The organism is Marinobacter sp. ES-1 (assembly GCF_000475255.1).
Lineage (GTDB): Bacteria > Pseudomonadota > Gammaproteobacteria > Pseudomonadales > Oleiphilaceae > Marinobacter > Marinobacter vinifirmus.
Window position 1 is genome coordinate 54,866 of the sequence record NZ_AXBV01000052.1, and the last position, 25,066, is coordinate 79,931.

The window sequence follows — 25,066 nt, forward strand, 5'->3', positions numbered from 1 at the left end:
ATCTATACCAAAGATCACATGGTGGCCGGCTGCCGCGATACAAACCGCGGGTCGGTTTGGAGGCGAGTTTAACAGAAAAAAACCCGGCAACAATGCCGGGTTTGTACGAACGCCGATTCAGGTTACGCAGCCTGGGGCTGGGCATCCTCCCTGGCTTTCCGCTTAAGCTGGCCAAAGGCCACCAACGCAAGCAGCAACAGGGCCGGGATGAACATCACTTCCTTCGGCGGCCTGTCGAGCTTGGCCTGCACCGCTTCGATGTTCCAGCCGAAATCGATACCGGCTTCTTCCGCGGCACTGCCGAAGTTCACGAAATCAACTGCCAGCATATCGCCACTGACAGACACCTCCAGGCCTGCAGCAGACAACCGCTCAGTTGCCGAATCGCCGGCAGGAATCTCCAGTTGGGTGTAGGTTGTGGTATCACTGCCATCCAGTGCCATACCGGAAACACGGAACACCACTTTCTCGCCTGGCTCAGCCTGCTCGACGTACTCCATGATGGCTTCGCCCTGGCGCTCCTCGTATGGCGGATAAACCATATCCCACCAGAAGCCGGGCCGGAACATGGTGAAGGTAATCAGCAGCAGCAAAACGGTTTCCCACTTATAGCTACGGGTAAACCAGTAGCCCTGGGTAGCCGCAGAAAACACCAGCATGGCGGTCACTGCACTGAAGACTGTAATCAGCAGATCCACCCAACCGGTCAGCCCGATCAGCAACAACTGGGTGTTGAAGATGAACATGAACGGCAGGATCGCGGTCCGGATATCGTAGGTGAAGCCCTGAATACCCGTTCGTATGGGATCTGCCCCGGATATGGCGGCCGCCGCGTAGGCGGCCAGCCCCACGGGCGGCGTGTCGTCCGCCAGTATGCCGAAGTAGAACACAAACAGGTGCACCGCAATCAACGGCACCAGCAGGCCGTTCTGGGCCCCCAGAGTCACAATCACCGGCGCCATCAGGGTGGACACCACAATGTAGTTGGCCGTAGTGGGCAGGCCCATACCCAGGATCAGGCTGATCACCGCGGTAAACATCAGCATCAGCAACAAGTTACCGCCAGACAGGAATTCCACGAACTGGGTCATCACCAGCCCGATACCCGTCAGGGTAACCGTACCCACCACGATGCCGGCAGTGGCCGTTGCCACACCGATACCCACCATATTCCGGGCACCGGTGGCCAGGGAGTGGAACAGATCACCGATACCACCGGTGAACTCGTCCATGAAGCCGCCATGCTTGCGAAAAAACGCCTTCAGCGGGCGCTGGGTGATGACAATGAACACCATGAACAGGGTGGCCCAGAACGCCGACAGCTGGGGCGAGAATCGCTCAACCGTCAGGCACCAGACCAGCACCACCACCGGAAGCAGGTAATACAACCCGGTTTTCACCGTAGGGCCGACTTCCGGAAGTTCATCCATGGCCTTGTCCGGATCATCTTCCTCCAGTTCCGGGAAGCGGGTGGCATAGCCAATCAACGCCACGTAGATGGCAACCAGGACGGGGCCAAGCACCCAGGGTGCCGCTTCTCCAAGCACACCCTTGGTCCAGCCGACGCCGTAATAGACGGCAAAGGTCAGCACAATCAGCCCGATCAGCACCACCACCCAGTTCAGCATGCGCTGGGCCAGGGATGGCCGGTTCGGCCGTTCAATGCCGTGCATCTTCAGCTTGCAGGCTTCCAGGTGCACGATGTAGATCAATGCCACATAGGAAATCAGCGCCGGCAGAATCGCATGCTTGATCACTTCCAGGTAGGAAATGCCCACATATTCCACCATCAGGAACGCCGCAGCGCCCATGATCGGCGGGGTCAGCTGACCGTTGGTGGACGCAGCCACCTCAACCGCACCGGCCTTGGTAGCCGGGAAACCCACCCGCTTCATCAGCGGAATGGTAAAGGTACCGGTGGTCACCACGTTGGCAATGGAAGACCCGGAAATCACACCGCTCAGGCCACTGGACACCACCGCCGCCTTGGCCGGGCCGCCCTTCATATGGCCGAGCATTGCGTAGGCAACCTTGATGAAATAGTTGCCGGCGCCCGCCCGCTCGAGCAGAGCACCGAAGAGCACAAACAGGAAGACGAAGCTGGTGGAAACCCCGAGAGCAACACCGAACACGCCTTCTGTGCCCAGCCACTGGTGTGAAGCCAGTTTATTCAGGCTGACCCCTTTGTGGGAGATGACATCCGGCATATAGGGGCCGGCAAGGGAATAGCCTATAAACACCGCTGCAACAATCGTCAACGGCAGGCCAAGCGCCCGCCGGGTTGCCTCAAGTAACAGCACCAGGCCAACCATTGCCACCCACAAATCCGCGGTAATCGGTGCACCCGGTCGCGTCGCCAGCTGGTCGTAGAAAACGTAGAGATAAGACGCCGCAAAGGCCGCGGCCAGGGCCAGCACCCAGTCATAGATGGGCACCTTGTTGGCATGAACCCCCTTAATCATGGGGAATGCCGAAAACGCCAGAAATACCGCAAACGCCAGGTGAATGGAGCGGGCTTCTGTCGAGTTGAAAATACCGAAGTTCAGAATGAACGGCAGGGGTGATGCGATCCAGAGCTGGAACAAAGACCAGCATACCGGAATGATGAAGAGGAGTACCGCTGCTGGGCCCTGCAGGGCACGGCCACCGGTTTCGGTCTGCAGTACCTCGCTTACCTTTGCGGCATCCGCACCTGCCCCGGTGCCCGGGTCATTCGTTGCCATAGAACGTTCCTGCAAATAAAAAACAGTCTGACTGAATCAACAGAGCGGGCTTGGCGCCCGCTCTGCTCTCTACCCGGCTGATCAGTCGATCAGACCAGCTTCACGGTAGTACTTGGCCGCACCCGGGTGCAGCGGTGCACTCAGGGCATCAGAGACCATTTCTTCCTTCTTCAGGTTGCCAAACGCAGGGTGCAGGCGCTTGAAGCTGTCAAAGTTCTCGAATACCGCCTTGACCACTTCGTATACCACGTCGTCCGGCACATCGGTGGAAGACACAAAGGTAGCTGCCACACCGAAAGTGGTTACGTCATCGTCGGAACCACGGTACATGCCGCCGGGGATAACCGCCTTACGGTAGTACGGGTTATCGTCGATCAGCTTCTTGGTGGCTGCGTTATCCACGTTCACCAGTACGCTGTCACAGGAAGTGGTGGCTTCCTTGATGGCACCGGAGGGGTGGCCAACGGTATAGAAGAAGGCATCGATGTTGCCATCACACAGGGCCTGGGACTGCTCTGCCGCCTTGATTTCGGCCGCCAGGGAGAACTTGTCCAACTCCCAGCCCATTTCCTTCATCAGAACTTCTGCGGTCGCGCGCTGGCCGGAACCCGGGTTACCCACGGAAACCCGCTTGCCTTCCAGGTCTTCGAAGTTCTTGATGCCGGAGCCTTTGCTGGCAACAACGGTGAACGGCTCCGGGTGCATGGAGAATACCGCGCGCAGCTTTTCATTCTTGCCTGCATCAGTGAACTCGCTGGTGCCGTTGTAGGCGTGGTACTGCCAGTCAGACTGGGCAACCGCCAGGTCCAGTTCGCCGGCACGGATGGCATTCAGGTTATAGACAGAACCACCGGTGCTCTCTACCGAGCAACGGATACCGTGTTCCTTACGATCCATGTTCACCAGACGACAGATCGCGCCACCCGCCGGGTAATAAACGCCGGTTACACCGCCAGTGCCGATGGTTACGAAGCGCTGCTCCTGGGCAGAAACTGCAGTCGATGCAGCTCCCAGAGAAACAGCTGCAGCCATGGCAAAAGCGGACGCTTTGAGTTTCAGTGTCATGTGTGCTCTTCCTTTTTCTTGGTCGTTGTAATCAATTGCCCGCCCAGAAATACGGACAAACATCCGGTTCGTTTTAAAACATAGAACACTTCGGGCGATAAATAAAGAAAGGATTAGTTCGCTAACCAGCTGAGTATTCAAGAAAAAAGCCCGCTTACGCAGGCTTTCGGGGGCTTTAGCCAATCATTAAGACTTGGCTGCGCGGGCTTTCGCCAGCATTTTGTCCGGTCTCAGCAGGAAGCGGGCCAGTGCTGGCAACAGCCAGATCGCTCCCACCATGTTCCACAGGAACATGAAGAACAGCAGGAAGCCCATATCCGCCTGGAACTTGATCGGCGAGAAGATCCAGGTCACTACACCAAGGCCCAGGGTCACGCCGGTGAAGATAACGGCCTTACCGGTCGAACGAAGGGTTTCGTAGTAAGCCTCCTGCAGCGTCTTGCCTTCCAGCAGGAACTTCTCGAGCTTGGCGTAGATGTAGATACCGTAGTCGACACCGATACCCACGCCCAGCGCGATTACCGGCAAGGTCGCCACCTTGATACCGATACCGGACACCGCCATGATCGCCTCACACAAAATGGAGGTCAGGCCCAGAGGAATCACGATACAGGCCACCGCACGAAGTGAACGGAAGGTCAGGAAGCACAGCAAGCTCACCACACCGTAGACCAGCAACAGCATCATGTCCTTGGCGCTGGAAATCACTTCATTGGTCGCCGCTTCAATACCTGCGTTACCGGCCGCCAGCAGGAAGGTGTGCTCTTCGTTGCTGTTGGTCTGGGCGAAGGCTTCAACGCGCTCAACCACGGTTTCCAGGGTTTCCGCCTTGTGATCTTCCAGGAACACCAGCACCGGAGTCAGGTCGCAACTGGTGTTGATCAGGCCGGCCGGCGCGTCCCGGATAGACGCGTTGATGATGGTCTGGTTGCGGGAAATCTCATACCACTTCCAGTTACCCTCGTTGAGGGCCTTGGTCACCAGCTTGGAGACATCTGCCAGGGATGCGGAACTCTGCACGCCCGGGGTGTTCTGCAGCTGCCACTGAAGGCTGTCCATGGCGCGCAGCACGTTGTACTGGGTGCACTGCTCTTCCGGGGTTTTCACCATCACCACCAATACATCGGCACTGGTGGAGTAGTTGTTGATGATGTAGGCGTTGTCCTTGTTGTAGCGGGAATCTGCACGCAACTCCGGCGCACCCTGGTCCAGGTCACCTACTTTCAGATCCTGCTTGTAGTACATGCCAAGACCCAGGCCAATCACTGCAATCAGCAGGGAAATCGGCGCAACCCCCGGATGGGCGAAATAGGACATGACCCGCCACTTGCGATCCTGCTTTTCACCATGATTCTGTACGTGCCGGACACCGCCTTTGGAGATGCCGATGTAAGACATGATCAGTACATGCAGCACCAGGTTGGTGATGATTACAAACGCCACACCCAGGCCGGCGGCAACGGCGAGGTCACGGATAACGTCGATTTCGATGAACACCAGGGTCAGGAAGCCCATGGCGTCGGAAATCAGCGCCAGCATGCCCGGGATATACAGGGCACGGAATGCCAGGCGGGCTGCTGTGACGGCATCAAAGCCCTTGGCCGCTTCCACAGCCATGGCGTTAACAATCTGTACGCCGTGGCTGATACCGATCGCAAACACCAGGAACGGCACCAGCACCGAGTACGGGTCCAGGCCATAGCCCAGAAGCCGGAGGGTACCCAGCTGCCAGAACACAGCGATGATGGAGGTCAGCACCGGGATCAGCGTGCCGGCGATGCAACGGGAATACCAGAACAGCAGCAACGTGGTCAGCAGGATGGTGATGCCGGCAAACCAGGCAATGGAACCGATACCTTCAATCAGGTCGCCCACTTTCTTGGCAAAGCCAACGATGTGGATGCTGATTTCCGGGTTCTGCTTCTGGTATTTGCTGCGAATCTTTTCTTCGAGCTCTTTGGAGAACGCGGCGTAATCCAACGGCTCGCCGGTTTCCGGGTTGGTCTCGTACAGCGGCGCGTACACAATCGTGGAACGGAAGTTGTCTGAAATCAGGCGGCCTACTTCGTTCGAACGCAGTACGTTCTGGCGCAACTGCTCAAGACTCTCGCGAGTGCCGTCGTAGGTGTCCGGAATCACGGTACCACCCTGGAAACCCTGCTCGGTCACTTCCACCCAACGTACGTTGGAGGTCCAGAGAGACTTCAGGCCGGAACGGTCAACACCGTTCAGGTAGAACATCTCATCGGTAATCTGCTTCAGGGTTTCCATGTATTCGGCGGTAAAGATATCGCCGTCTTCCACCGCAACCGCAATACGCACGAAGTTACCCAGGTTTTCCAGGTCGTCCCTGTGTTCGAGCATATTCACAATGTACGGATGCTCAAGCGGAATCATCCGCTCGAAGCTGGCGTCTGGCTGGATCTTCACGGCGTTGTAGCCGAGGAACAGCGTCAGCACAAAGAACGCGATAAGAATCAGCGCCCGGTTATTAAAAATCAAACGCTCAAGGAACGGCTCCGCCTTGGGCGTTGTCAGGTAATGTTCACCCCTGTCATGCATCGGGTCAGACATTAAAAAACCCCTCTATCCATTAAATCCGTTGATGCCACACCAGGGCGTTATTACAGGTCCCGGCCGCGAGAATCGGTGATCATTACACCGCCCTCGCCTACCAGAAGAAGATTGGTTCCGCTCAGTGGAACCACACCCATGACACCCTCCCGGTCGTTCCGGAAGTGCGCGCGGAAACTTTCACCACCGTTGCTGCTCATCAGCACCGCGCCGCTGTTACCCACCAGGGTGACCCGGCCATCGTCTGCAACCGAACCGTTGTTCAGGGTGGTGCCGCCTTCGTTAGCAACCATGGTCCAGCTGCGGCCGAGATCCGTCGATAACATGGTGTTGCCGCGAAGACCGAAGGCCAGCACTTCATTCACCTTGCCGGTACCCATCACGCCAAACAGTGAGCCATCGTAGGGGCTCTCGCGCCGCTCCCAGGTATCACCGTTATCGACGGATACATGCACCTGGCCGGCTTCGCCCACGATCACCAGCCCACCACCGGTTACCCGGGCCACGCTGTTCAAATGGAAGTTCTGCGGGTTGCTGAGCTGCGGGCCCCAGTCTTCCCAGGTTTCACCGCCATCCTGCGTGCGCAGGACCATGCCGTAGGCACCCACCACGAAGCCGTGCTGGTCGTTTTCAAACCACACATCCAGTAACGGGTTAACCGGGCCGATTTCCATGTCTGCCTGCACGTTCTCCAGGGCAAAGAACAGGTCATCCAGCGCCCATTCCAGGTCGCCCTTTTCGGCTTCCGGAGCCTGTTCGATACGCTCTTCCATCGCAGCAATCTGCTCTTCCCGGCTTTCGATCACCAGCTCAGCCGCCTGCAGGCCATCGAACTGCAGCTGCCAGGTAGCCCCGGCATCCCCGGAATGCAGCACCACACCACTGTGGCCAACAACCCAGCCGCTGCTGTCGCTGCCAAAATCCACGGCGTTCAGTGTCACCGATACAGGCACCTCGGCCTGGGTCCAGGTTTGCCCTTCATCATCGGAGTAAATCACATGCCCGCGCTCGCCAACGGCAACAATGCGGTCACCCGCACGGGTGGCATCGTTGAGCAGGGATTCCGGAGCCAGGTCCGACATTAAAGCCGGGGTCTCGATGATATCTGTCAGCGCAAACGCCGCAGGTGCTGCCAATGCCATGGACAGACCAAGACAGGCAGAACCCAGTGTCTCGCACATGAACCTATTAGCCATTCAGATTGCCTTTACGTTGGTTAGATCAGAAAGCTGCCGGCGCGGGCCTGAGCCCGCGCCAAAACTCAGCGTACACTTCGTCTGCGCAGGGAAGCCGGCGAGAAGTAACGCTTGCTGGGCACGTCGTCAGTGAACACTCGGGTGTTGGGTTCTTCGGTATCCAGGCCCAGAACATGGTAACGACGGGCCTGCAGGTCGTGGTACACGTCCAGTGCTGTCCACACACCCGGCATGTCGTAATAGTTCTTAGCGATACCCATGGTTACGCGCCAGAGCTCACCACGGCCGTCGTACTGGTCGAGCAGCAGAGTGTTCCAGCTGTCGGCATCGACATAGAAACGACGCTTGGCGTAGATGTGGCGTTCACCATCCTTGAGGGTGGCTTGAACCACGTGCACCCGGTGCAATTCCCAGCGGGTAAGGTCAGGATTCAGGTGGGAAATACCCAGAATCTCGGAATACGGAGTGCCCTTTTCGCCAATCTTGTAGTTGTTGTAGGGCACGTAGATTTCCCGCATCCCTTCGTAATTCCAGTTATAGCGATCCATGGCACCGTTGAAAATATCGGTGTCGTCGGCCGTCCGAAGGTTATCGGCCGCCGCGATCGGGGAGTCGTAACCCAGGTTGGGTGCCCGGCGCACACGGCGCTGCCCGGCGTTATAACCCCAGCCATTACGGGGGCTGACGATCTGGTTCAGGGTTTCATGAACCAGGATCGCACCACCGGCAAGGCGGGGCGGAGACTGGGTGAAAGACAGGTAGTAGAAAATGATGTTATCGAGATCTTTTTCACTGCCTTCAGGGCTGTAGAAGTTGAAAAAGGCTTCCTGCTGGGACGTCACCAGACCGTAATCCCCGTTGGGCTGCACGGCCACTTCACTGGAACGACGGGTAAGGGATATACCGCGCCAGCGGGTCAGGTGGTTCCAGATCACCTGCCAGGCTTTTTCTTCGTTATTGCCATGCAGGATCGGGAAAGGATAGCCACCGAAGGCGCCTTCCAGGCCCTCGGATTCACCCACAATTTCCGCATTCACCGCGTTCTTGCGAGTATTCTCGGCAACCCAGTCAGGAACCGCATGGGTACGGCGGGACTGGTAAACCGGAATCTGGAAGGTGGTCGGGTAGGTTTCAAACATGGCCTTCAGGCCATCGGTCAGGTGCTCGCTGTACTGGTCCATGTTGGACGCATTGATGGTGAACAGCACCTGGTCGTTCGGAAACGGGTTGATATGGTGCTGGCCACTGCCCTGATAGCCGGCCGGAGGCTCTGTCAGGCCGCCGTCCCACGCGGGGATGGTGCCATCGGCGTTTCCGGCCTTGACCGAACCGAAAGGGGTCAGGTCATTACCCAGCCGTGCTGCTTCTGAAGCAGACACAGCCGCGTAAACGGGGGATGCGGCAAAGGAAGCTGCCAGCAGCCCACCCAAAAGAACGTTTTTGTTGTATCTCATTGTGCAACCTTTCCGTCTGGAAGCCTCTGTCGGGCTTTATTGTTATGGTCTGATGCAATCGCAGACTTTCCAACAGATTAGCCGATTGAGCAACATTGTCTATCGACCGAAAGTGCGATTTTGTATCAGGCTGTGACGACGGTTGAAAAAACACAAAACGATACACAGCCAGCGCGGGCCCGTGCGCCTGGCTCGGGCCCCGCCAGCAGGTCAGCCTGCCAGGCTCTTATGCACAACTTCGTACAGGTCACGGGACAGGTTATCTTTGTCCCGGATGCCTTCCAGTGCCGCTTTCATCTGGCTGGAGTAGGCAGGTGCGAACTTCCGCCAGCGCGTTAACGGCGTTACCAGGCGGGAGGCAATCTGCGGGTTGCTGTCATCCAGGCGGCAAACCTGCCCGGCCAGGAACTGATAGCCACTGCCATCAGGATTATGGAACGCCGCCAGGTTCTGGCCGGCAAATACACCCACTACGGAGCGCACCTTGTTCGGGTTTTTCCAGTCAAAGGCCGGATGCTCCAGCAGCTGCAGGATGTGTGGCAGCTGGCCGGCCTGGCCGCTGGACGCCTGTACCGAGAACCAGAGCTCCACCACCTGCGGATCATCGCTGAAGCGCTGGTAGAAGCTCTCGAGGGCCTGCTCACGATCTGCTGCAAAGCCGGAATTGACCAGCGCCCGCAGGGCACCCAGGCGATCCGTCATGTTGTCTGCACTGCGGAACTGCTCTAACGCCAGCTCCCGGGCCCGCTCATCGTCAATACTCATCAACCAGCCCAGTGCCGTATTACACAGGCTGCGACGGGCAATGGCATCCGGGCCCAGCTGGTAATCGCCCTGCTCCCGGTTGCGCTGGTAACAGGCCAGCAGGTCATCTTTCAGCTCTTGTGCCAGGTGCTTCAACACCCGCTCCCGGGCCGCGTGGATAGCCGGCACATCGGCCTGCTCCGCCAGTTCTACCAGGTAGGCTTCCGACGGCAGCAACAGCATCTTGGCCACCAGCGCCTGGTCCAGAGAGGCATCGTTCAGCAATTTGCGGTAGGCATCCGCCAGCCGCGGCTCAACCTCGGCCTGCTCCGGCGCACCCACCAGAGACTGGATAACATCCACGGCCAGGCGCTGGCCCGCATCCCAACGATTGAAGCCGTCCGGATCGTGGCTCATCAGGAACAACAGCTGTTCCCGGCTCCACGGATACTGCACCCGCACCGGCGCCGAGAAATCCCGCAGCAGGGACGGCACAGGCCGTTCGGCCAGGCCATGGAATTCGAAACGGTGCTCGGCCTCAGTCAGCTCCAGCACCCGCTCCAGCGGGCCGTCCTGCTCGCCAGCGCAGGCATTCAGCGGCAACGGCTGGCCTTCGCTGTCAAGCAGGCCCATGGCGAACGGAATGTGCTGAGGCTTCTTGCCGGTCTGCCCCGGCGTATCGGGAATGTTCTGGCGGATGGTCAGGCCATACACGCCCTTATCCGCATCGTAGTCATCTTCCACGCTAACCACCGGCGTGCCTGCCTGTTCGTACCACAACCGGAACTGGCTCAGGTCACGCCCGGAGGCATCTTCCATGGCCTTGACGAAATCATCGGTGGTCACCGCCTGGCCATCGTGGCGCTCGAAGTACAGATCACTGCCCTTGCGGAACAGTTCGTCGCCAAGCAGGTTGTGAATCATCCGTACCACTTCCGCCCCTTTCTCGTAGATGGTCAGGGTGTAGAAGTTGGAGATTTCCATGTAAGACGCGGGCCGCACCGGATGGGCCATGGGGCCGGCATCTTCCGCGAACTGTGCGGTGCGCAACAGGGTAACGTCTTCAATGCGCTTGACCGTTGGCGATCCCATGTCGGCGGAGAACTGGGAATCCCGGAATACCGTAAAGCCTTCCTTCAGGCTCAGCTGGAACCAGTCCCTGCAGGTAACCCGGTTGCCGGACCAGTTGTGGAAATACTCGTGGGCGACAATGGCTTCGATACGCTGGAAGGTGGCGTCGGTCGCCGTGTCCTGGCTGGCCAGCACGCAGGACGAGTTGAAAATATTCAGGCCCTTGTTTTCCATGGCCCCCATGTTGAAGTCATCCACCGCCACGATCATGAAGATATCCAGGTCGTATTCGCGGCCGTAGACGTCTTCATCCCAGCGCATGGAGCGCTTGAGGGCGTCCATGGCGAAATCGCACTTCTGCGCGTTGCGGGGCTCCACGTACATGCGCAGGTCAATGTTACGGCCGGAACAGGTAGTGAAGGTGTCTTTTTTCTCCACCAGGTCTCCGGCAACCAGCGCGAACAGATAAGCCGGCTTGGGGAACGGGTCTTCCCAGGTGACAAAGTGGCGGCCGTTTTCGAGCTCGCCCTGCTCTACCGGGTTACCGTTAGACAACAGTACCGGGTAGGCGCCTCTATCCGCTTCAATCCGGGTGCGGAACCGGGCCATCACATCCGGGCGGTCCGGGTAGAAAGTGATGCAACGGAAGCCCTCGGCCTCGCACTGGGTACAGAACATTCCGGAGGACTTGTACAAACCTTCCAGCCGGGTGTTGTTCTGCGGCTCGATCCAGGTAACCACCTGCAATTCGAATTGCTCCGGTACCGAAGGCACGATCAGCGCATCGCCACGGTCTTCGAAATCACCGGCAGCCAGCGCTGAGCCATTCAGGGCCACCGACTCCAGCTTCAGGCTATCGCCGTGCAGGAACAGGGGGGCACCGGTGTCTACCGACTCAGGATTACGGCGTACAGACAGGGTACTGTGCACCCGGGCGCCATCTTCAAACAATTCGAAACGCAGATCCACGTGGTCAACCAGATACGCAGGAACCTTGTATTCACTCAGGTAAATGGTTTGTGGCTGGTTGGTTCGCATTCATACTCTCCAGACAAAAGACATGGCGGGCTCAGTCGAGAACCCGGAACCGGACTTCATAGCCGGTAAATTTGCGGATATTGATCACCCCGGTGTCCAGCATCAGGTACTGCCCCTTGACACCTTCAAGCAGCCCTTCCACTTCCGGCGTTTTATCCAGATTATGGGTTTTCACTTTCGCCGGCCATACCTGAACCGGATAACCCAGCCCAAGTGAGGCCTCGTCCACAATCCGGATGCTGTCTTCACCGTGCTCTGCGCGCAATTGCGCCAGGTCGTCTTCGATCAGCTCCAGGATTCTCTGGCGCTCCTGGGCCAGGTCCAGCTCCGGCACATCGCCCTTGAGCATGGCCCGCCAGTTGGTGCGATCGGCCACATGGCTCTTGCACGCCACTTCCACCAGCCCGGAAAGGTAGCGGCTGGAAACCCGCAGCATGGGGATCGCCGTCACCGCGCCCTGGTCAATCCAGCGCGTAGGCACTTGCGAGCCCCGGGTAATACCCACCTTCAGGCCACTGGAATTGGCCAGGTACACCACGTGCTCCACCATGCAGTTGGCGTCGCCCCATTCCGGCTCCCGGCAGGTGCCCAGGTGAAAATGGCACTTTTCCGGGCTCATGATGCAGCTGTCACAAGCTGCCAGCTTGCGGAAGCAGGGGTAACAATAGCCCTGGTTGAAACTCTTCTTGGTGGTGCGATCGCAATGGATACAGCGGATCACGCCATCAAAATCCAGCCGGACCTTGCGCCCTACCAGATCATTCAGCGGAATGCGGGTATCGCCCACCGCCAGGGTATAGGCTACCGGGTCGCCGGCTTCGGCCGGCATCTTGCGAAGACGGCCGGTTACATCAATGGAGTCGCTCAAACCTTGACCTCTACAAACTGATCCGGATCGACATCATCGTTGCCCTGGCGATCCTTGCGGAACTGCACAGACGGGTCACAGGCGGTACCCGCCTTTTCGCCCCGGTCGAGGTAGCCGACACGCTGCTCTTCCGGCACCTTGTGCTTTTCTTCGTAATAGATCACCGCTTCCAGGCTGATTTCCCGCTGCTCACGGGTCATGGCACGGCCGTCCGGCCACTTGCCCAGCTCAATCGCCTGTTTCAGATTGCGGTACACGTTCGGATCCAGCCGCTCGATCAACTCTTCGTAGGTCATTGCCCACCTCCTGAAAATTTGTTCATTGAAAAATCGGCAAATCCGTTTGACAGACGCAAATGATAACAATTATCATTACCTCACCAAATGACAGACGGTCGTATCATTTGGTCTCTCTCATCAGGAGCTAAACGCTCTTTTTATGCCCCACCTTCCGGTGGGGCTTTTTTTTTGGTTTATCGCCAGCGCTTGCCCCGCAAGGGCGACAACGCAGCCACCAGCAACCCTGCCACAAAACCGCCCAGATGGGCTTCGTTGGCCATGCGGCCAAGGCCAAGCATTTCCGGCAACGGCGTAAAGCCGATCACCATCCACACCAGCGCAAAGGTCACCAGGGCCGGCGGGAACTGGAAACGCGGGCGCCTGCGCTGGCTCATCCAGCAGTAACCTAGAATGCCGTACACCACACCGGACAAGCCACCAAACAGCGGGCCGGACACCAGGTACTGCAGGCCATTGGACAGCAGGCTTGCCACCACAAACAGCACCGCCAGCCGGGCACGGCCGTCTATCCACTCAATCTGACTGCCCAGAAACCACAACATCACCGAGTTGAAGATGATGTGGGTCCAGCTGAAGTGCAGGAAATCCGGGGTAATCAGCCGCCACACCTGGCCACTGGCCAGGGACGCCGACAGCGCCTCCAGGCGGCCAGCCAGCGAGCTAAACACCTCCCAACTGAATGGCCGGGGATCCACAAACATCAGGTTTGCCGCCAGGGCGTTCTGGCCCATGCCGGTAAACCACACCATCACCACCGCGATCACTATGGTTGCGATCACAAACGGGGCGTGGCGTGGCGCGGGCTGCCAACGGCCGTCCGGGGTAATCGGGTAAGACCTTTCGTTATCCACCTGCTCTCCCAGCCTCAGCGTGCCACACTGTCTTCACTGGTCGGATAATCCGGCTGTTCCGGCCGGTCTACATCCACCCAGACAAACTTGTCTTTCGACAGCACGTCTTCGCCGTCCATCCGGTACGCCACCAGCTTGCCGTACTTCACCGCACTGTAATCGATACAGGCCACATTGGCCTTCAGCGGCGCCGGCTTGCCATCCATCCAGTAATGGCCCACAAACACCGGGGGCGCATCCAGCGGGTAGGTGATCAGTTGCCGGTACTCGGCATCCGTCAGCTCCATACGGGCCACTTCCGGCGGCAGCGGGTCTGGCTGGAACACCACGTCGGCGTAGGTTTTCGGATCATCGGCCCAGAACTTGGTGCGGAAGAATTCCCGCACATAGCCGTCCTTGCCGGTAATCGACATGCCTTCCGGCAAGCGCAGGTCGGTTCCCCGCAGCAAGGTATCCATCACCTGCCCGGCAAACGACTCGATAGCTGCAGAGGCATGCAGGAAGTCTTCATCAATGCAGACTCCGCCCTGGTTTTGCCTGAACTTGTCGATCAGGTCCTGGTCCCAGCACGCGTGCACCACCCGGAAATCCTCGTCGTCGATGAACAGCGGAATGGTGTAAAACCATTCCAGGAATTCATTCCACTCATGAGGATACGCATCAAACTGCTCAAGGGTTTCCTTGATCAGCCGGTCGTGCCGCGGGTTGTGCTCTCGCAGGAACTGCTTGCCACTGCCCGGGCGGGCCCGGGTGCAGTAACCCAGCGCATTGTACTCATGGTTGCCCATGACAATACGGGCAGCGCCATGCTCCACCATATCCCGCACCAGGTGCAGGGCCTCGCGGATGCGCGGGCCGCGGTCGATAATGTCACCGATAAAAATTGCCTGCCGCTTCGGGTGCCGGTAAACCCCGTTCACCTTGCGGTAGCCCATCTGATCCAGCAGCCGCTGCAGCGTGTTAGCGCAACCGTGGATGTCGCCGATAATGTCGTAACCCGCCATACTCAACTCGCTGTAATCGTGCTTGCCCAGCCCAGCTTGTCACGGCAGGTGGCATAGAAGTTGTGGTCGGTGGGGTGAATCAGCCGAACCTTGAAGGGCTTCTTGGTGATGCGAATGATGTCACCCGGCGCGCAGGAAATGTTCATCTGGCCATCGAAACTGATCTGCGGATAGGTTTCGTTGGTCTCGCCGATCACCAGCTTGATCTCGCTCTTGCCATCCACCACGATCGGGCGACTGCTGAGGGTATGGGGGAACATGGGCACCAGCACCACGGCATCCAGCTTGGGATGCATAATCGGACCGCCGGCAGACAGTGAATACGCCGTCGAACCGGTGGGCGTGGCCACAATCAGGCCATCAGAGCGCTGGCTGTAAACAAAGTGGCCGTCGATAAACAGGTCGAAACCGATCATCCGGGTAGACTTGCCCGGGTGCAGCACCACGTCGTTCAGGGCAGAGCCATAGCCAAGAGGCTGGCCGTTGCGCTCTACGTGGCCGTCCAGCAGAAACCGGGATTCTTCGATGTAGTCACCGGCCAGCACCTGGGCCAGCCGCTCTTCAAGGTCGTTGGGGGAGATATCGGTCAGAAATCCGAGGCGACCCCGGTTAACGCCCAGCAACGGAATCTTGGCCTTGGCCATTTCCCGGGCGGCGCCCAGCAAACTGCCGTCACCACCGACCACGATTACCAGGTCGCAGATTTCACCCAGGAGCTTCTTGCTGGCCACCTGCAGGCCGTGGCCCGGAATCATGGTCGCGGTGTCTTCTTCGATAATGACGTGGTAGTTGTTTGCGGTCAGGTACTGTTTCAGCTGGCGCAGCGACTCAACTACCTTGACGCTGCCCATGCGCCCGATAATCCCGATATTCCTGAACTGGTCCATGAAGTATCCCGTGGTGTCTGAATGAGACGAACAGACCCACAGTTTAACGAAACTCGGGCGGATACTGAAAAAACTTCGCGGGATCAGGCTTTATGCTGTTCGCAGCGGTCGTCTTTGCCGGCCTCGAAATCCGCCGGCTGGGACACTCTCATGATCGGTTCACCGCACGCATTGCCGTCGGCACCAGCATGGTTGCACACAGGGTTTTCATAGTGGGCCAGCCACTCCCGGTAGGCGGCCTCGTTCATGCCGCACTGGTCAGCGGCGTAGGCCTGGGGATTGGCAAAGTAAGTTTCGATATCATCGTACGGCAGTGTAATGTGGCCGACACCCGGGTGATAAGCCACCAGGAACACCACCTGGTTTCGCAACTGTTCCAGCAGCGAATCTTCCGGCACTTCGCGATTTCTGAGCTCCTGGTTTTCCTGTTCGAGGGCAACCAGCCTTTCCTCCCGCAGCTCCAGCTCCCGCTCCTTGCGCTCCAGCTGCTCCCTCAGCAGGACCGTTTCGGCATCCGATTTGCCGCCCTCAACGTCGGGCCCTGCGTCCGGATCGGCCGGGGTCTCTTTACCCAGCTGCTCCTGTAGCGCGAGGTATTGCTCATTACGCTCCTGCAGGCGATTCTTGAGCTGCTCCTTACTGACCCGAAGCCGTTCGTACTTCTGGTCCAGCTCGGTCATCTCCGAACGCAAAGCCTGCATCTCCAGGCGATGGTCACGCTGCAGGTCAGACACCGCATCCCGGTGCACGCTCTGCAGGGTTTTGATGCGCAGCCGTTGCTCCCGAAGCACCTGGGCCAGGCGGGCACGTTCGATATCGACACGCTCGTCGGTGGCCGCAGACGACGAATTCACCAGTACAGGGATATTCTCTTCTGCTGGCTCAGCCTGGCGGAAATGCAGGGTATTGGCTTCAACAGCCTTGCGAATCGAGTGGAAATGGTTGCTGCCCGGGGTCATATCCGGGTCCCAGAGTTCTTCGGCAAAAGCAGGGTCCGGACACTGGCTGCGACACACCAGGCGGATTGCGCCACCGCCCAGGTCGGGGCCCTTGGCACCCTTTTCCGCCAGCGCTTCGATGGGCACGTTCCAACTGCTGTCTGCGCGGCCTTCTTCGTCAAACCAGATCCGGAAGAACACCAGGGAGGCCACCGTCAGGTCAGGGTTGAGATTGACCAGCACGGCGCGTACATCGGTTTCGGCAAGGTCCGAAAGCCCAACATAGCCATCCAGAAAGGCACCAAACTCCGACCAACGCATCTGCCGGGACACCTGGCTACCATCCATCAAGAAGACAGCTGAGTTACCCTCGGCTGCCTGGGCGGCACTGACCATCAACCTTCTCCATGCTTGTAACTTGTTATTCGAACGACAGGGCCGGCCCGAGGGTTCCCTACCCCCTTGCCGGATTTCCATAGTCTAGCCAGACCGGCCCCAAAACACAGAGAAAAACTGCAACGATTTGTGATCAGATCTCCGCTGCCAGGCGGCTGCCCTGATCAATCGCCCGCTTGGCATCCAGCTCGGCGGCAACATCTGCGCCACCAATCAGGTGCACCGGCAGGCCTGCGGCTTCAAGGCCTGCCTGCAGTTCGCGCAACGGCTCCTGGCCGGCACACACGATGATGGTATCCACCGGCAGCAGCTTGTCTTCGCCCTGCTCCGCGCCCTTGGGCGTAACCGTGATGTGCAGGCCTTCGTCGTCAATCTTGCGGTAAGACACACCCGGAACCATCTGCACATTGCGGTTCTTCAGGGATGTACGGTGAATCCAGCCGGTGGTCTTGCCCAGGTTCTTGCCCACCTTGGAAGCCTTGCGCTGCAGCAGGAACACCTCACGGGCCGGGGCCGGTACTTCCGGCTGCACGCCCTGAATACCACCACGATGCGCCACAGTCAGGTCGACACCCCACTCTTTCATAAAGTGTTCGGTGTTCAGTGACGGCGATTCGCCCTGATGCACGATGAATTCGGACACATCAAAGCCGATACCGCCAGCACCGATTACCGCGACACGCTGGCCCACCGGCTTGCGACCCATCAGGGCATCCAGGTAGCCGATCACCTTCGGATGGTCGATACCTTCGATATCCGGGGTGCGGGGCTCGACACCGGTGGCCATAACCACTTCATCGAAGCCACCGGCTTTCAGGTCGTCTGCACTCACCCGGGTGTTCAGGCGGACATCCACGCCGTGCTTGTCGAGCATCACACGGAAATAACGCAGGGTTTCGTAGAACTCTTCCTTACCCGGAATCCGCTTGGCCACGTTGAACTGGCCGCCGATCTCGCTGCCGTCATCAAACACCGTCACCTTGTGGCCACGCTCTGCGGCTACGCTGGCAAAGGCGAGGCCTGCCGGGCCGGCACCCACCACCGCGATGGATTTGGGCTGGGCGGTTTTCACATAGGTCAGCAGGGTTTCGTTACAGGCGCGCGGGTTCACCAGGCAGGTGGTGAGCTTGCCGCTGAAGGTATGGTCCAGGCAGGCCTGGTTACAGCCGATGCAGGTGTTGATTTCCTCGGCACGGTCTTCGGCTGCTTTCAGTACCAGCTCGGCATCCGCCAGGAACGGCCGGGCCATGGAGACCATGTCGGCATCGCCTTCGGCCAGGATCTTCTCGGCCACATCCGGCATGTTGATCCGGTTGGTGGTTACCAGCGGAATGCTTACCTCGCCTTTCAGGTGGGCAGTTACCTTGGTAAAGGCACCGCGGGGTACCGAGGTGGCAATGGTAGGCACACGGGCTTCATGCCAGCCGATACCGGTGTTGATAATCGTGGCGCCGGCTTTTTCGATTTCCTTGGCCAGCTGCACCACTTCTTCCCAGGTGCTGCCGTCTTCGATCAGGTCCAGCATGGACAGGCGGTACACAATGATGAAGTTCTCGCCCACCCGCTCACGCACACGGCGCACGATTTCAATCGGCAGGCGAATGCGGTTTTCATAGCTGCCACCCCACTGGTCGGTACGGTGGTTGGTGTGTTTGACGATGAACTGGTTAATAAAATAACCCTCGGAGCCCATAATCTCGACGCCGTCGTAGCCGGCGCGCTGGGCCAGGGCGGCACAGTTCACGTAGTCGTCAATCTGCTTCTGGATACCCGCTTCATCAAGTTCTTTGGGCTTGAACGGGTTGATGGGTGCCTGGATGGCAGAGGGCGCTACCAGCTCCGGAGAATAGGCATAACGGCCAGCGTGCAGGATCTGCATACAGATCTTGCCATCGGCCTCGTGCACGGCCTGGGTGATCACCTTGTGCTTGTCAGACTCTTCCTCGGTGCTCATCTTGGCCGCGTGCTGGAACACCGCGCCTTCGCTGTTGGGGCCGATGCCGCCGGTCACAATCAACCCGGCGCCGCCACGGGCACGCTCGGCATAGAATGCCGCCAGCCGGTCGAAGCCACCCTTCACTTCCTCAAGACCCGTGTGCATGGAGCCCATCAGGGTGCGGTTGCGAAGTTTGGTAAAGCCCAGGTCCAGGGGCTCAAGCAGGTGCGGGTACTTGCTGGTGCCAGGTGTTGCGGTCATTGCGGTGCTCCTCATCAGATTATCAGGCGGGATGTCGAGGCTCCCGTTGTTATGGGCCTACACTACCCAGCACCGAAGGCGCCAACAATATCCAGACCAGACATTTTATTATCTCTGGATAACAGCAATAATACCGGCATGCCTGAAAATAGCCCCCCTAAACAGAACGCCCTCGGCGATATCAGCCTGCTGTATGCGGCAGTACTGCTGCGCGCAACCGAAGCCGAAGGCGGCAATATCGACAAACTGAAAGCGAGGTTCCGGCTGGATGATGCTGCACTGGCCTCGGCTGATGCCCGCATCAGCATCCCCCGTTTTATGCGTCTTGGCCATGCTGCCATCACCGTGACCGGCAACCCCGCCCTGGGCCTGCGCATGGGCGCCCTGACTCGGCCGGTGGACGCCGGCATGGCCGGACTGGCCGCAGAAACTGCCAGCTCGGTGCGCCAGGCCTTCCGTAGCCTGATTCGCTATTCCCTGCTCACCAGCCAGAATTCCCGGGGCGAACCCTCGGTCGATGAATTCCAGCGCACCGTGCGCTTCTACTCGATCCAGCCCTACAACCCGTACAACTACTTTGTGGTGGATTCCATACTGGCGGCCTGGACCCAACTGGCCCGGCATATCACCGGCCGCTACGACGTGCTGGAAAAGGTATGGATAGAGTATCCATCCATTGGCCTGGACGACGTGTTCGAAAGCTGGTTTCGCTGCCCGGTAGAGTTCGGCGCCCGGGAAAACGCCATCCGCTTCAAGGAAAGCGTGTGGCGACAAAGCCCGTCCCAGGCCCATGAGGGCATGTACGACAAGCTGTCAGGAGTCTGTGAACGGGAGCTGCGGCAAATCCGCAAAGGCTGGAGCGTGGCCGACCGGGTGCGCCATCTGTTAACCCCCCTGCTGCGGGGTGAAACACCTACGCTGGAAACACTGGCGGCCCGGCTGGGCACCACGGCCTGGACCCTGCAACGGCAACTGAGCGCCGAGGGTACCGGGTTCCGGCAACTGCTGGACGACACCCGCAAACAACTGGCAGAGGATTACCTGAAGGAAACCGATACATCACTGGCGGAAATTGCCTGGCTGCTGGGCTTTGCCAACCCGCCGGCCTTTCACAAGGCATACCAGCGCTGGCACGGAACAAGCCCGGGCGAACGGCGAAAACAAATCAGGTCAGATAGCTGAGAAAAAGCTGGAAATAAAAAGGGGATATCGAAAACAAGGGGGAGGAGATAAATGGCGGAGCGGACGGGACTCGAACCCGCGACCCCCGGCGTGACAGGCCGGTATTCTAACCAACTGAACTACCGCTCCGCGCGGCGTGCCTGAGCTGTCTTGCGACTGCTCTGTGACAACGAGGGCGCATTATAAAGACGCCCCCGTTTATGTCAACGCTTTTGAAGAACTTTTTTCAGATTTTCAGAAAACCGCCTTACATGGCGTCGACCATCACATCCTTGGTCTGGGCGGTTTTACGGTACTCGATCGGCGTCATGCCGGACCAGCGCTTGAACGCACGGTAGAAGGTGCTGGGCTCGGAGAAACCGGTCAGATACACAATCTCGTCGATGGACTCGTCGGTGGTTGCCAGCAGCTGACGGGCCAGCCGGTACCGGAAATCCGCCAGTACCTGGTTGAAACTGGTTTCAGCTTCGGTCAGCCGGGTGCGCAGGGTTCTGGGTTTGATGCCTAGCCGTTCGGCCACCGCATCCAGTGTCACCTCACCGCTGTCCAGCAGCTCGGCAATAATCCGTTCCACCTGCCCTACGATGTCTTTCTTCTCGAGCCTCGCTACCTGCTCACTGGCAAAACGCTCGTGCAGGGCCAGCAGTTCCGGCTCGGCATGGGGCGAGGCATAGGACAGAATTTCCACCGGGAAGTACAGACGGTTTTCACGGGCGCCGAACACCACATCACAACCGAGCACTTCCTTTGCGTGGTCGATACCTTTTTCCCGCTCATGCTCGAACTCGATGCGGGAGGGATAAAAACGGCCATCGGTGATGGATTTGAAGAAGGTAATCAAGCCCTGCACAAAACACTCGTTGAAGTGCCGCAGCCGGCTGACTTCTTCCGAGGCTGCATCCAGCACCATGCAGGCTTCGTCGCCTTCCACAAAGAAATCGGTATTGGCCGCATCACTCAGCAGGCGCTGATAGTTCTGGGCCCGGCGAAGACCTTCGCCAAAGGTGGGGCTACTCAGGAACAGGTATTCCAGTACCTGCCCTTTGTAGGCCGGCAACAGTGGCCCCAGGTGCAGGCCAACATCTTCATCACCGGATACATCTTCAACCGCCTGCCAGAAATACAGCTGGGCATTGTGGGGAGTTCGGAGCTGATCGGTATAAACATACTGCTCGTCTACACCCAGACGGCTGAAAATAGCATTGGTATCAATGCCCTTTTTCTTCATCGCCTCATAAATCAGGCGCAGCATCACGCCCGCATCACGTAGTTCCTGCATAGAGTCCCGCTTTTTTATTTATCAGTTACCACTTTGACCCACCGGACAGGGTCCGGAGCACGCCGGGTCAATGCCACCTCTGGCCGGGTTTGCCAGACTTTCGTCGTACATTAGAGCATATCAGGCCACGCACGCACAGTTGTACCTGAAACCATTAATAATCGGGAGAAAGCCTTAATGCCGGATTCACTGGTCTACCACAGCGCACCGCCGGCCTTGCTGCCACTATATGGCAAGGCCCTGCTGCCCAAACAACACAAGCCGGGCGAGCAAACCCGCATTCCGGACCTGCAGGCAGACCTGCTGGGGATTGCCACCAACACTCCGGCCCTGAAAACCTATCAGCGCATATGCGGGTTCAAACCTGGCTCCCGGGCCCCCATTACCTGGCCCCACATCCTGGCGTTCCCCCTGCACCTGAAGCTGCTGACGGAAAAAACCTTCCCGCTGCCCTTGCTGGGGCTGGTGCACCTGCGCAACACCATCATCCAGCATCGCCCGGTCAGTGCCGGCGAAAACCTGGATATCCGGGTAACGCTGGGCAACCAGCAGCGCACAGACAGGGGCATGGAGTTCGACCTGATTACCGAAGCCCGGGCCGCCGGCAAGCTGATCTGGGAAGAAACCAGCACCAACCTGTTCCGAATGGCCGGCCAGGGAACCTCCGGAGGCAGCAAGAATCCCCCGCAACTGGACCATTACCCTTTCTCTGAAGCCATCAAGGCGCCGGAAAGCATCGGCCGGCAATATGCGAAGGTATCCGGTGACCGCAACCCCATCCACATGCACGCCCTGAGCGCCCGGGCTTTCGGTTTTCCACGGGCGATTGCCCATGGCATGTGGAGCAAGGCCCACGCACTGGCACTGCTGGAACAACAGGAAGACTGGCAAACAGGGCCCGTGAAGGTCAGCTGCCAGTTCAAGAAGCCGCTGTTCCTGCCCGGCACCGCGCAGCTGAACTGGCGCACCGGGGCAGACGGCTGGGACTATCAGATTCTGAATGCCAAGGGAGACGCGCCCCACCTTACCGGGCGCATAGACTGGCTATAAGGGAGTCAGACTTCGTCGGGGATGCAGGGTGCGCCCTCGGCGCCTGCAATGGGCAATACAAACCAGAAACAGGCACCGTCGCCTTCCGGGCGCTGGTAGCCGATATCGCCACCCTGGGCCTGCATCAGCGAGCGACAGGTAGCAAGGCCAATGCCCATGCCATCTTCCTTGGTGGTGTAGAACGGGTGGAACAGCTTGTCCTCGGCCTCTTCCGGCACACCGACACCGTGGTCACGCACCTCTACCCGAACGCACTGCTCACCACAACGCCGTGCTGAAACCTCCACAGGCTGGGACGAACCGGCACTGCGTGTTGCCTCCAGGGCGTTGCGGATCAGGTTCAGGGCCACCTGCTGCACCTGGATGGGGTCTGCCAGTACACCCGGCAGATCGTCGTCTATCCGCACCTCAATGCCGCCCTCATTGTTGCGCATGTCCACCTCGGCAAACTGCCGGGTGTCTTCCAGCAACTCGGGCACCGACAATTCTTCCTTACCGGTGGCAGGCTTTTTCATAAAGCGGCGGATGCGGCGGATAATCTCGCTGGCCCGGTGGGACTGGGCATCGATTTTATCCAGGGTTTCACCCAGCAGCTCAAGGTCAGGCTCGTCCTTGGCCATCATGCGCTTGGAAACCCGGGCATAGTTGGAAATCGCGGTCAGCGGCTGGTTTACCTCGTGGGCGAAACCGGCGGCCATCTCGCCCATGGTGGTCAGGCGGGACGTATGGGCCAGCTGGTCACGCTGTTCCTGCACCAGCTCACGGGCTTCTTCCAGGGCTTTTTCGCTTTCCAGCTCGGCGGTAATGTCGTGAAACACCACCACTGCGCCATGCAGCTCATCGCCATCAAGCTTGGGGGTGGCCCGGTATTCCGCGGGGAAGCTGCTGCCATCGGCACGCAGCATCTGGATATCCCGCTGGTGTTCAGGCACACCTTTGTTACAGGTCGCCATCACCGGCAGGCTGTCACGGCATTCTTCAGCCGTGGCAAAGTGCAGGTCAAAGAAACATTTGCCAATCAGGTCTTCAACCGGGCGGCCGGCAATCGCGGCGGCCGCCGGGTTGGCAAACTCGATCAGGCCATTTTCGTCCAGCCCGTAGATGCCTTCGCTGATGGAATCCAGGATGCGGGTCTGGTCGCCCTGCAGCTCCCGGTTGCGGGCCTGCAGCTCACGTTCCAGCCGGATAACCCGGGCATGGGTTTTCACCCGGGCAATCACTTCCAGGGACTGGAACGGCTTGGAGATGTAGTCGGCCCCGCCCAGGGAAAAGCCCTTCACCTTGGCCTGAAGGTCATCGAGGGCGGACAGGAACACCACGGCGATGTCGGCGGTTTCGGGATCGGCCTTCAGGCGCTCGCACACCTCATAGCCATCCATCTCCGGCATCATAATATCCAGCAGGATCACTTCCGGGTGGTGACGGTGGGCCAGGTCCAGTGCTTTCTCGCCTTCGTTGGCAATCAGCAGGCGGTAGCCTTTGTCTTTCAGGGTCTCGTAGAGGACTTTCAGGTTCTGCGGGTTGTCATCAACCAGCAGGACCGTCACCTCTGAGTTCTCACTGACAACTTCAGTCATACAAGCGTGGCCGGTTATAAACGTTCTGGCATGATGACCACAGCAACCGGCTTAGTCGATAAGGTCCTTTACGGACAGAACCATACGCACCAGATGTGCAAGGGAATGTGTACCCATCTTGTGCATAACCCGGGAACGGTGGATTTCCACGGTGCGCTGGCTGATCTCCAGCTCGATGGCAATCACCTTGTTGGCCTGGCCGGCAATCATGCGGTCCATGATTTCGGCTTCCCGCGGGGTCAGGCTTTTCACCCGGCGGATGATTTCCTGTTTTTCGTCCAGGGTCTTGCGCTGTTCGAGGTCCTGCTCCAGGGCCGCCTCAATCTTTTCCAGCAGGGCTTCTTCCCGGTACGGCTTCTGGATGAAGTCCACTGCGCCTTCCTTCATGGCGTCTACCGCCATCGGCACGTCACCGTGGCCGGTCACAAAGATAATGGGCAGAATCGAATGCTTTTCGTTCAGCTTCTTCTGCAGCTCCATGCCGTCCATACCCGGCATACGGATATCCAGCACAATGCAGCCGGCCATTTTATCGGAGTAGTCCTTCAGAAAGGCGTTGGCGCTCTCAAAGGTCTTCACCGGCTTGCCATCGGATTTCAGCAACAACTCCAGGGAGTCGCGGACGGCTTCGTCGTCTTCTACCACGTACACAGTTTGCTGGATATCAGTCATG

Annotated in this window: 18 protein-coding genes and 1 tRNA gene; 2 read left to right on the plus strand and 17 right to left on the minus strand. The window is 58.8% G+C overall.

Annotation, left to right across the window (positions count from 1 at the left end):
- Positions 1 to 122: 122 nt before the first annotated feature.
- The 13 genes from Q668_RS09500 to Q668_RS09560 form a co-directional block, all read right to left on the minus strand.
- Positions 123 to 2,723: a TRAP transporter permease gene (locus Q668_RS09500; RefSeq protein ID WP_022989376.1), complete on the minus strand. Its 2,601-nt coding sequence runs from the start codon at positions 2,721 to 2,723 to the stop codon at positions 123 to 125.
- Between the two features lie 81 nt (positions 2,724 to 2,804).
- Complete coding sequence (locus Q668_RS09505; protein ID WP_022989377.1) at positions 2,805 to 3,788, minus strand: TAXI family TRAP transporter solute-binding subunit; 984 nt, start codon at positions 3,786 to 3,788, stop codon at positions 2,805 to 2,807.
- A gap of 186 nt (positions 3,789 to 3,974) precedes the next feature.
- Entirely contained in the window at positions 3,975 to 6,362 is a 2,388-nt protein-coding gene (locus Q668_RS09510) for an efflux RND transporter permease subunit (protein ID WP_022989378.1), read from the minus strand.
- Between the two features lie 50 nt (positions 6,363 to 6,412).
- Positions 6,413 to 7,558: a WD40/YVTN/BNR-like repeat-containing protein gene (locus Q668_RS09515; protein WP_227498336.1), complete on the minus strand. Its 1,146-nt coding sequence runs from the start codon at positions 7,556 to 7,558 to the stop codon at positions 6,413 to 6,415.
- A 65-nt stretch (positions 7,559 to 7,623) separates the two neighbouring features.
- Entirely contained in the window at positions 7,624 to 9,012 is a 1,389-nt protein-coding gene (locus Q668_RS09520; protein WP_022989380.1) for a DUF1329 domain-containing protein, read from the minus strand.
- A gap of 210 nt (positions 9,013 to 9,222) precedes the next feature.
- Positions 9,223 to 11,865, minus strand: coding sequence for an aminopeptidase N (pepN, locus tag Q668_RS09525; RefSeq protein ID WP_022989381.1), 2,643 nt, complete (start codon positions 11,863 to 11,865; stop codon positions 9,223 to 9,225).
- A 31-nt stretch (positions 11,866 to 11,896) separates the two neighbouring features.
- Complete coding sequence (locus Q668_RS09530; protein ID WP_022989382.1) at positions 11,897 to 12,733, minus strand: DUF2797 domain-containing protein; 837 nt, start codon at positions 12,731 to 12,733, stop codon at positions 11,897 to 11,899.
- On the minus strand, positions 12,730 to 13,029 hold the full coding sequence (locus tag Q668_RS09535; RefSeq protein ID WP_022989383.1) for a YeaC family protein: 300 nt from the start codon (positions 13,027 to 13,029) through the stop codon (positions 12,730 to 12,732). The genes Q668_RS09530 and Q668_RS09535 overlap by 4 nt, the downstream gene beginning before the upstream one ends.
- 176 nt (positions 13,030 to 13,205) lie before the next feature.
- On the minus strand, positions 13,206 to 13,895 hold the full coding sequence (locus tag Q668_RS09540) for a rhomboid family intramembrane serine protease (RefSeq protein WP_200861354.1): 690 nt from the start codon (positions 13,893 to 13,895) through the stop codon (positions 13,206 to 13,208).
- Positions 13,896 to 13,897: 2 nt separating this feature from the next.
- Positions 13,898 to 14,887, minus strand: coding sequence for a metallophosphoesterase (locus Q668_RS09545; protein WP_022989385.1), 990 nt, complete (start codon positions 14,885 to 14,887; stop codon positions 13,898 to 13,900).
- 2 nt (positions 14,888 to 14,889) lie between these two features.
- Complete coding sequence (locus tag Q668_RS09550; RefSeq protein ID WP_022989386.1) at positions 14,890 to 15,774, minus strand: NAD(+) kinase; 885 nt, start codon at positions 15,772 to 15,774, stop codon at positions 14,890 to 14,892.
- A gap of 83 nt (positions 15,775 to 15,857) precedes the next feature.
- Positions 15,858 to 17,108, minus strand: a complete 1,251-nt coding sequence (locus Q668_RS09555) for a hypothetical protein (RefSeq protein WP_022989387.1) — start codon at positions 17,106 to 17,108, stop codon at positions 15,858 to 15,860.
- Positions 17,109 to 17,241: 133 nt separating this feature from the next.
- A complete protein-coding gene (locus Q668_RS09560; protein ID WP_022989388.1) occupies positions 17,242 to 19,305 on the minus strand; it encodes an NADPH-dependent 2,4-dienoyl-CoA reductase in 2,064 nt (687 codons plus the stop codon).
- A 138-nt stretch (positions 19,306 to 19,443) separates the two neighbouring features.
- Here Q668_RS09560 and Q668_RS09565 point away from each other — a divergent pair, with 138 nt between their 5' ends.
- A complete protein-coding gene (locus Q668_RS09565) occupies positions 19,444 to 20,487 on the plus strand; it encodes an AraC family transcriptional regulator (RefSeq protein ID WP_022989389.1) in 1,044 nt (347 codons plus the stop codon).
- 52 nt (positions 20,488 to 20,539) lie between these two features.
- On the opposite strand, the gene Q668_RS09570 is transcribed toward Q668_RS09565, so the two are convergent.
- Both Q668_RS09570 and Q668_RS09575 read right to left on the minus strand, forming a co-directional pair.
- Positions 20,540 to 20,616 (minus strand) — tRNA-Asp (locus Q668_RS09570).
- Positions 20,617 to 20,734: 118 nt separating this feature from the next.
- Complete coding sequence (locus Q668_RS09575) at positions 20,735 to 21,766, minus strand: AraC family transcriptional regulator (RefSeq protein ID WP_036219645.1); 1,032 nt, start codon at positions 21,764 to 21,766, stop codon at positions 20,735 to 20,737.
- Between the two features lie 177 nt (positions 21,767 to 21,943).
- On the opposite strand from Q668_RS09575, the gene Q668_RS09580 reads away from it, so the two are divergent.
- Complete coding sequence (locus tag Q668_RS09580; RefSeq protein ID WP_022989391.1) at positions 21,944 to 22,816, plus strand: MaoC family dehydratase; 873 nt, start codon at positions 21,944 to 21,946, stop codon at positions 22,814 to 22,816.
- 5 nt (positions 22,817 to 22,821) lie between these two features.
- Here Q668_RS09580 and Q668_RS09585 read toward each other — a convergent pair whose 3' ends face one another.
- Together Q668_RS09585 and fixJ are read right to left on the minus strand one after the other, a co-directional pair.
- The gene (locus Q668_RS09585; RefSeq protein ID WP_022989392.1) at positions 22,822 to 24,393 is read right to left on the minus strand and encodes a response regulator; all 1,572 of its coding nucleotides are present in this window, start codon (positions 24,391 to 24,393) and stop codon (positions 22,822 to 22,824) included.
- A gap of 51 nt (positions 24,394 to 24,444) precedes the next feature.
- Positions 24,445 to 25,065: a response regulator FixJ gene (gene fixJ / locus Q668_RS09590; RefSeq protein WP_022989393.1), complete on the minus strand. Its 621-nt coding sequence runs from the start codon at positions 25,063 to 25,065 to the stop codon at positions 24,445 to 24,447.
- Position 25,066: the final 1 nt, after the last annotated feature.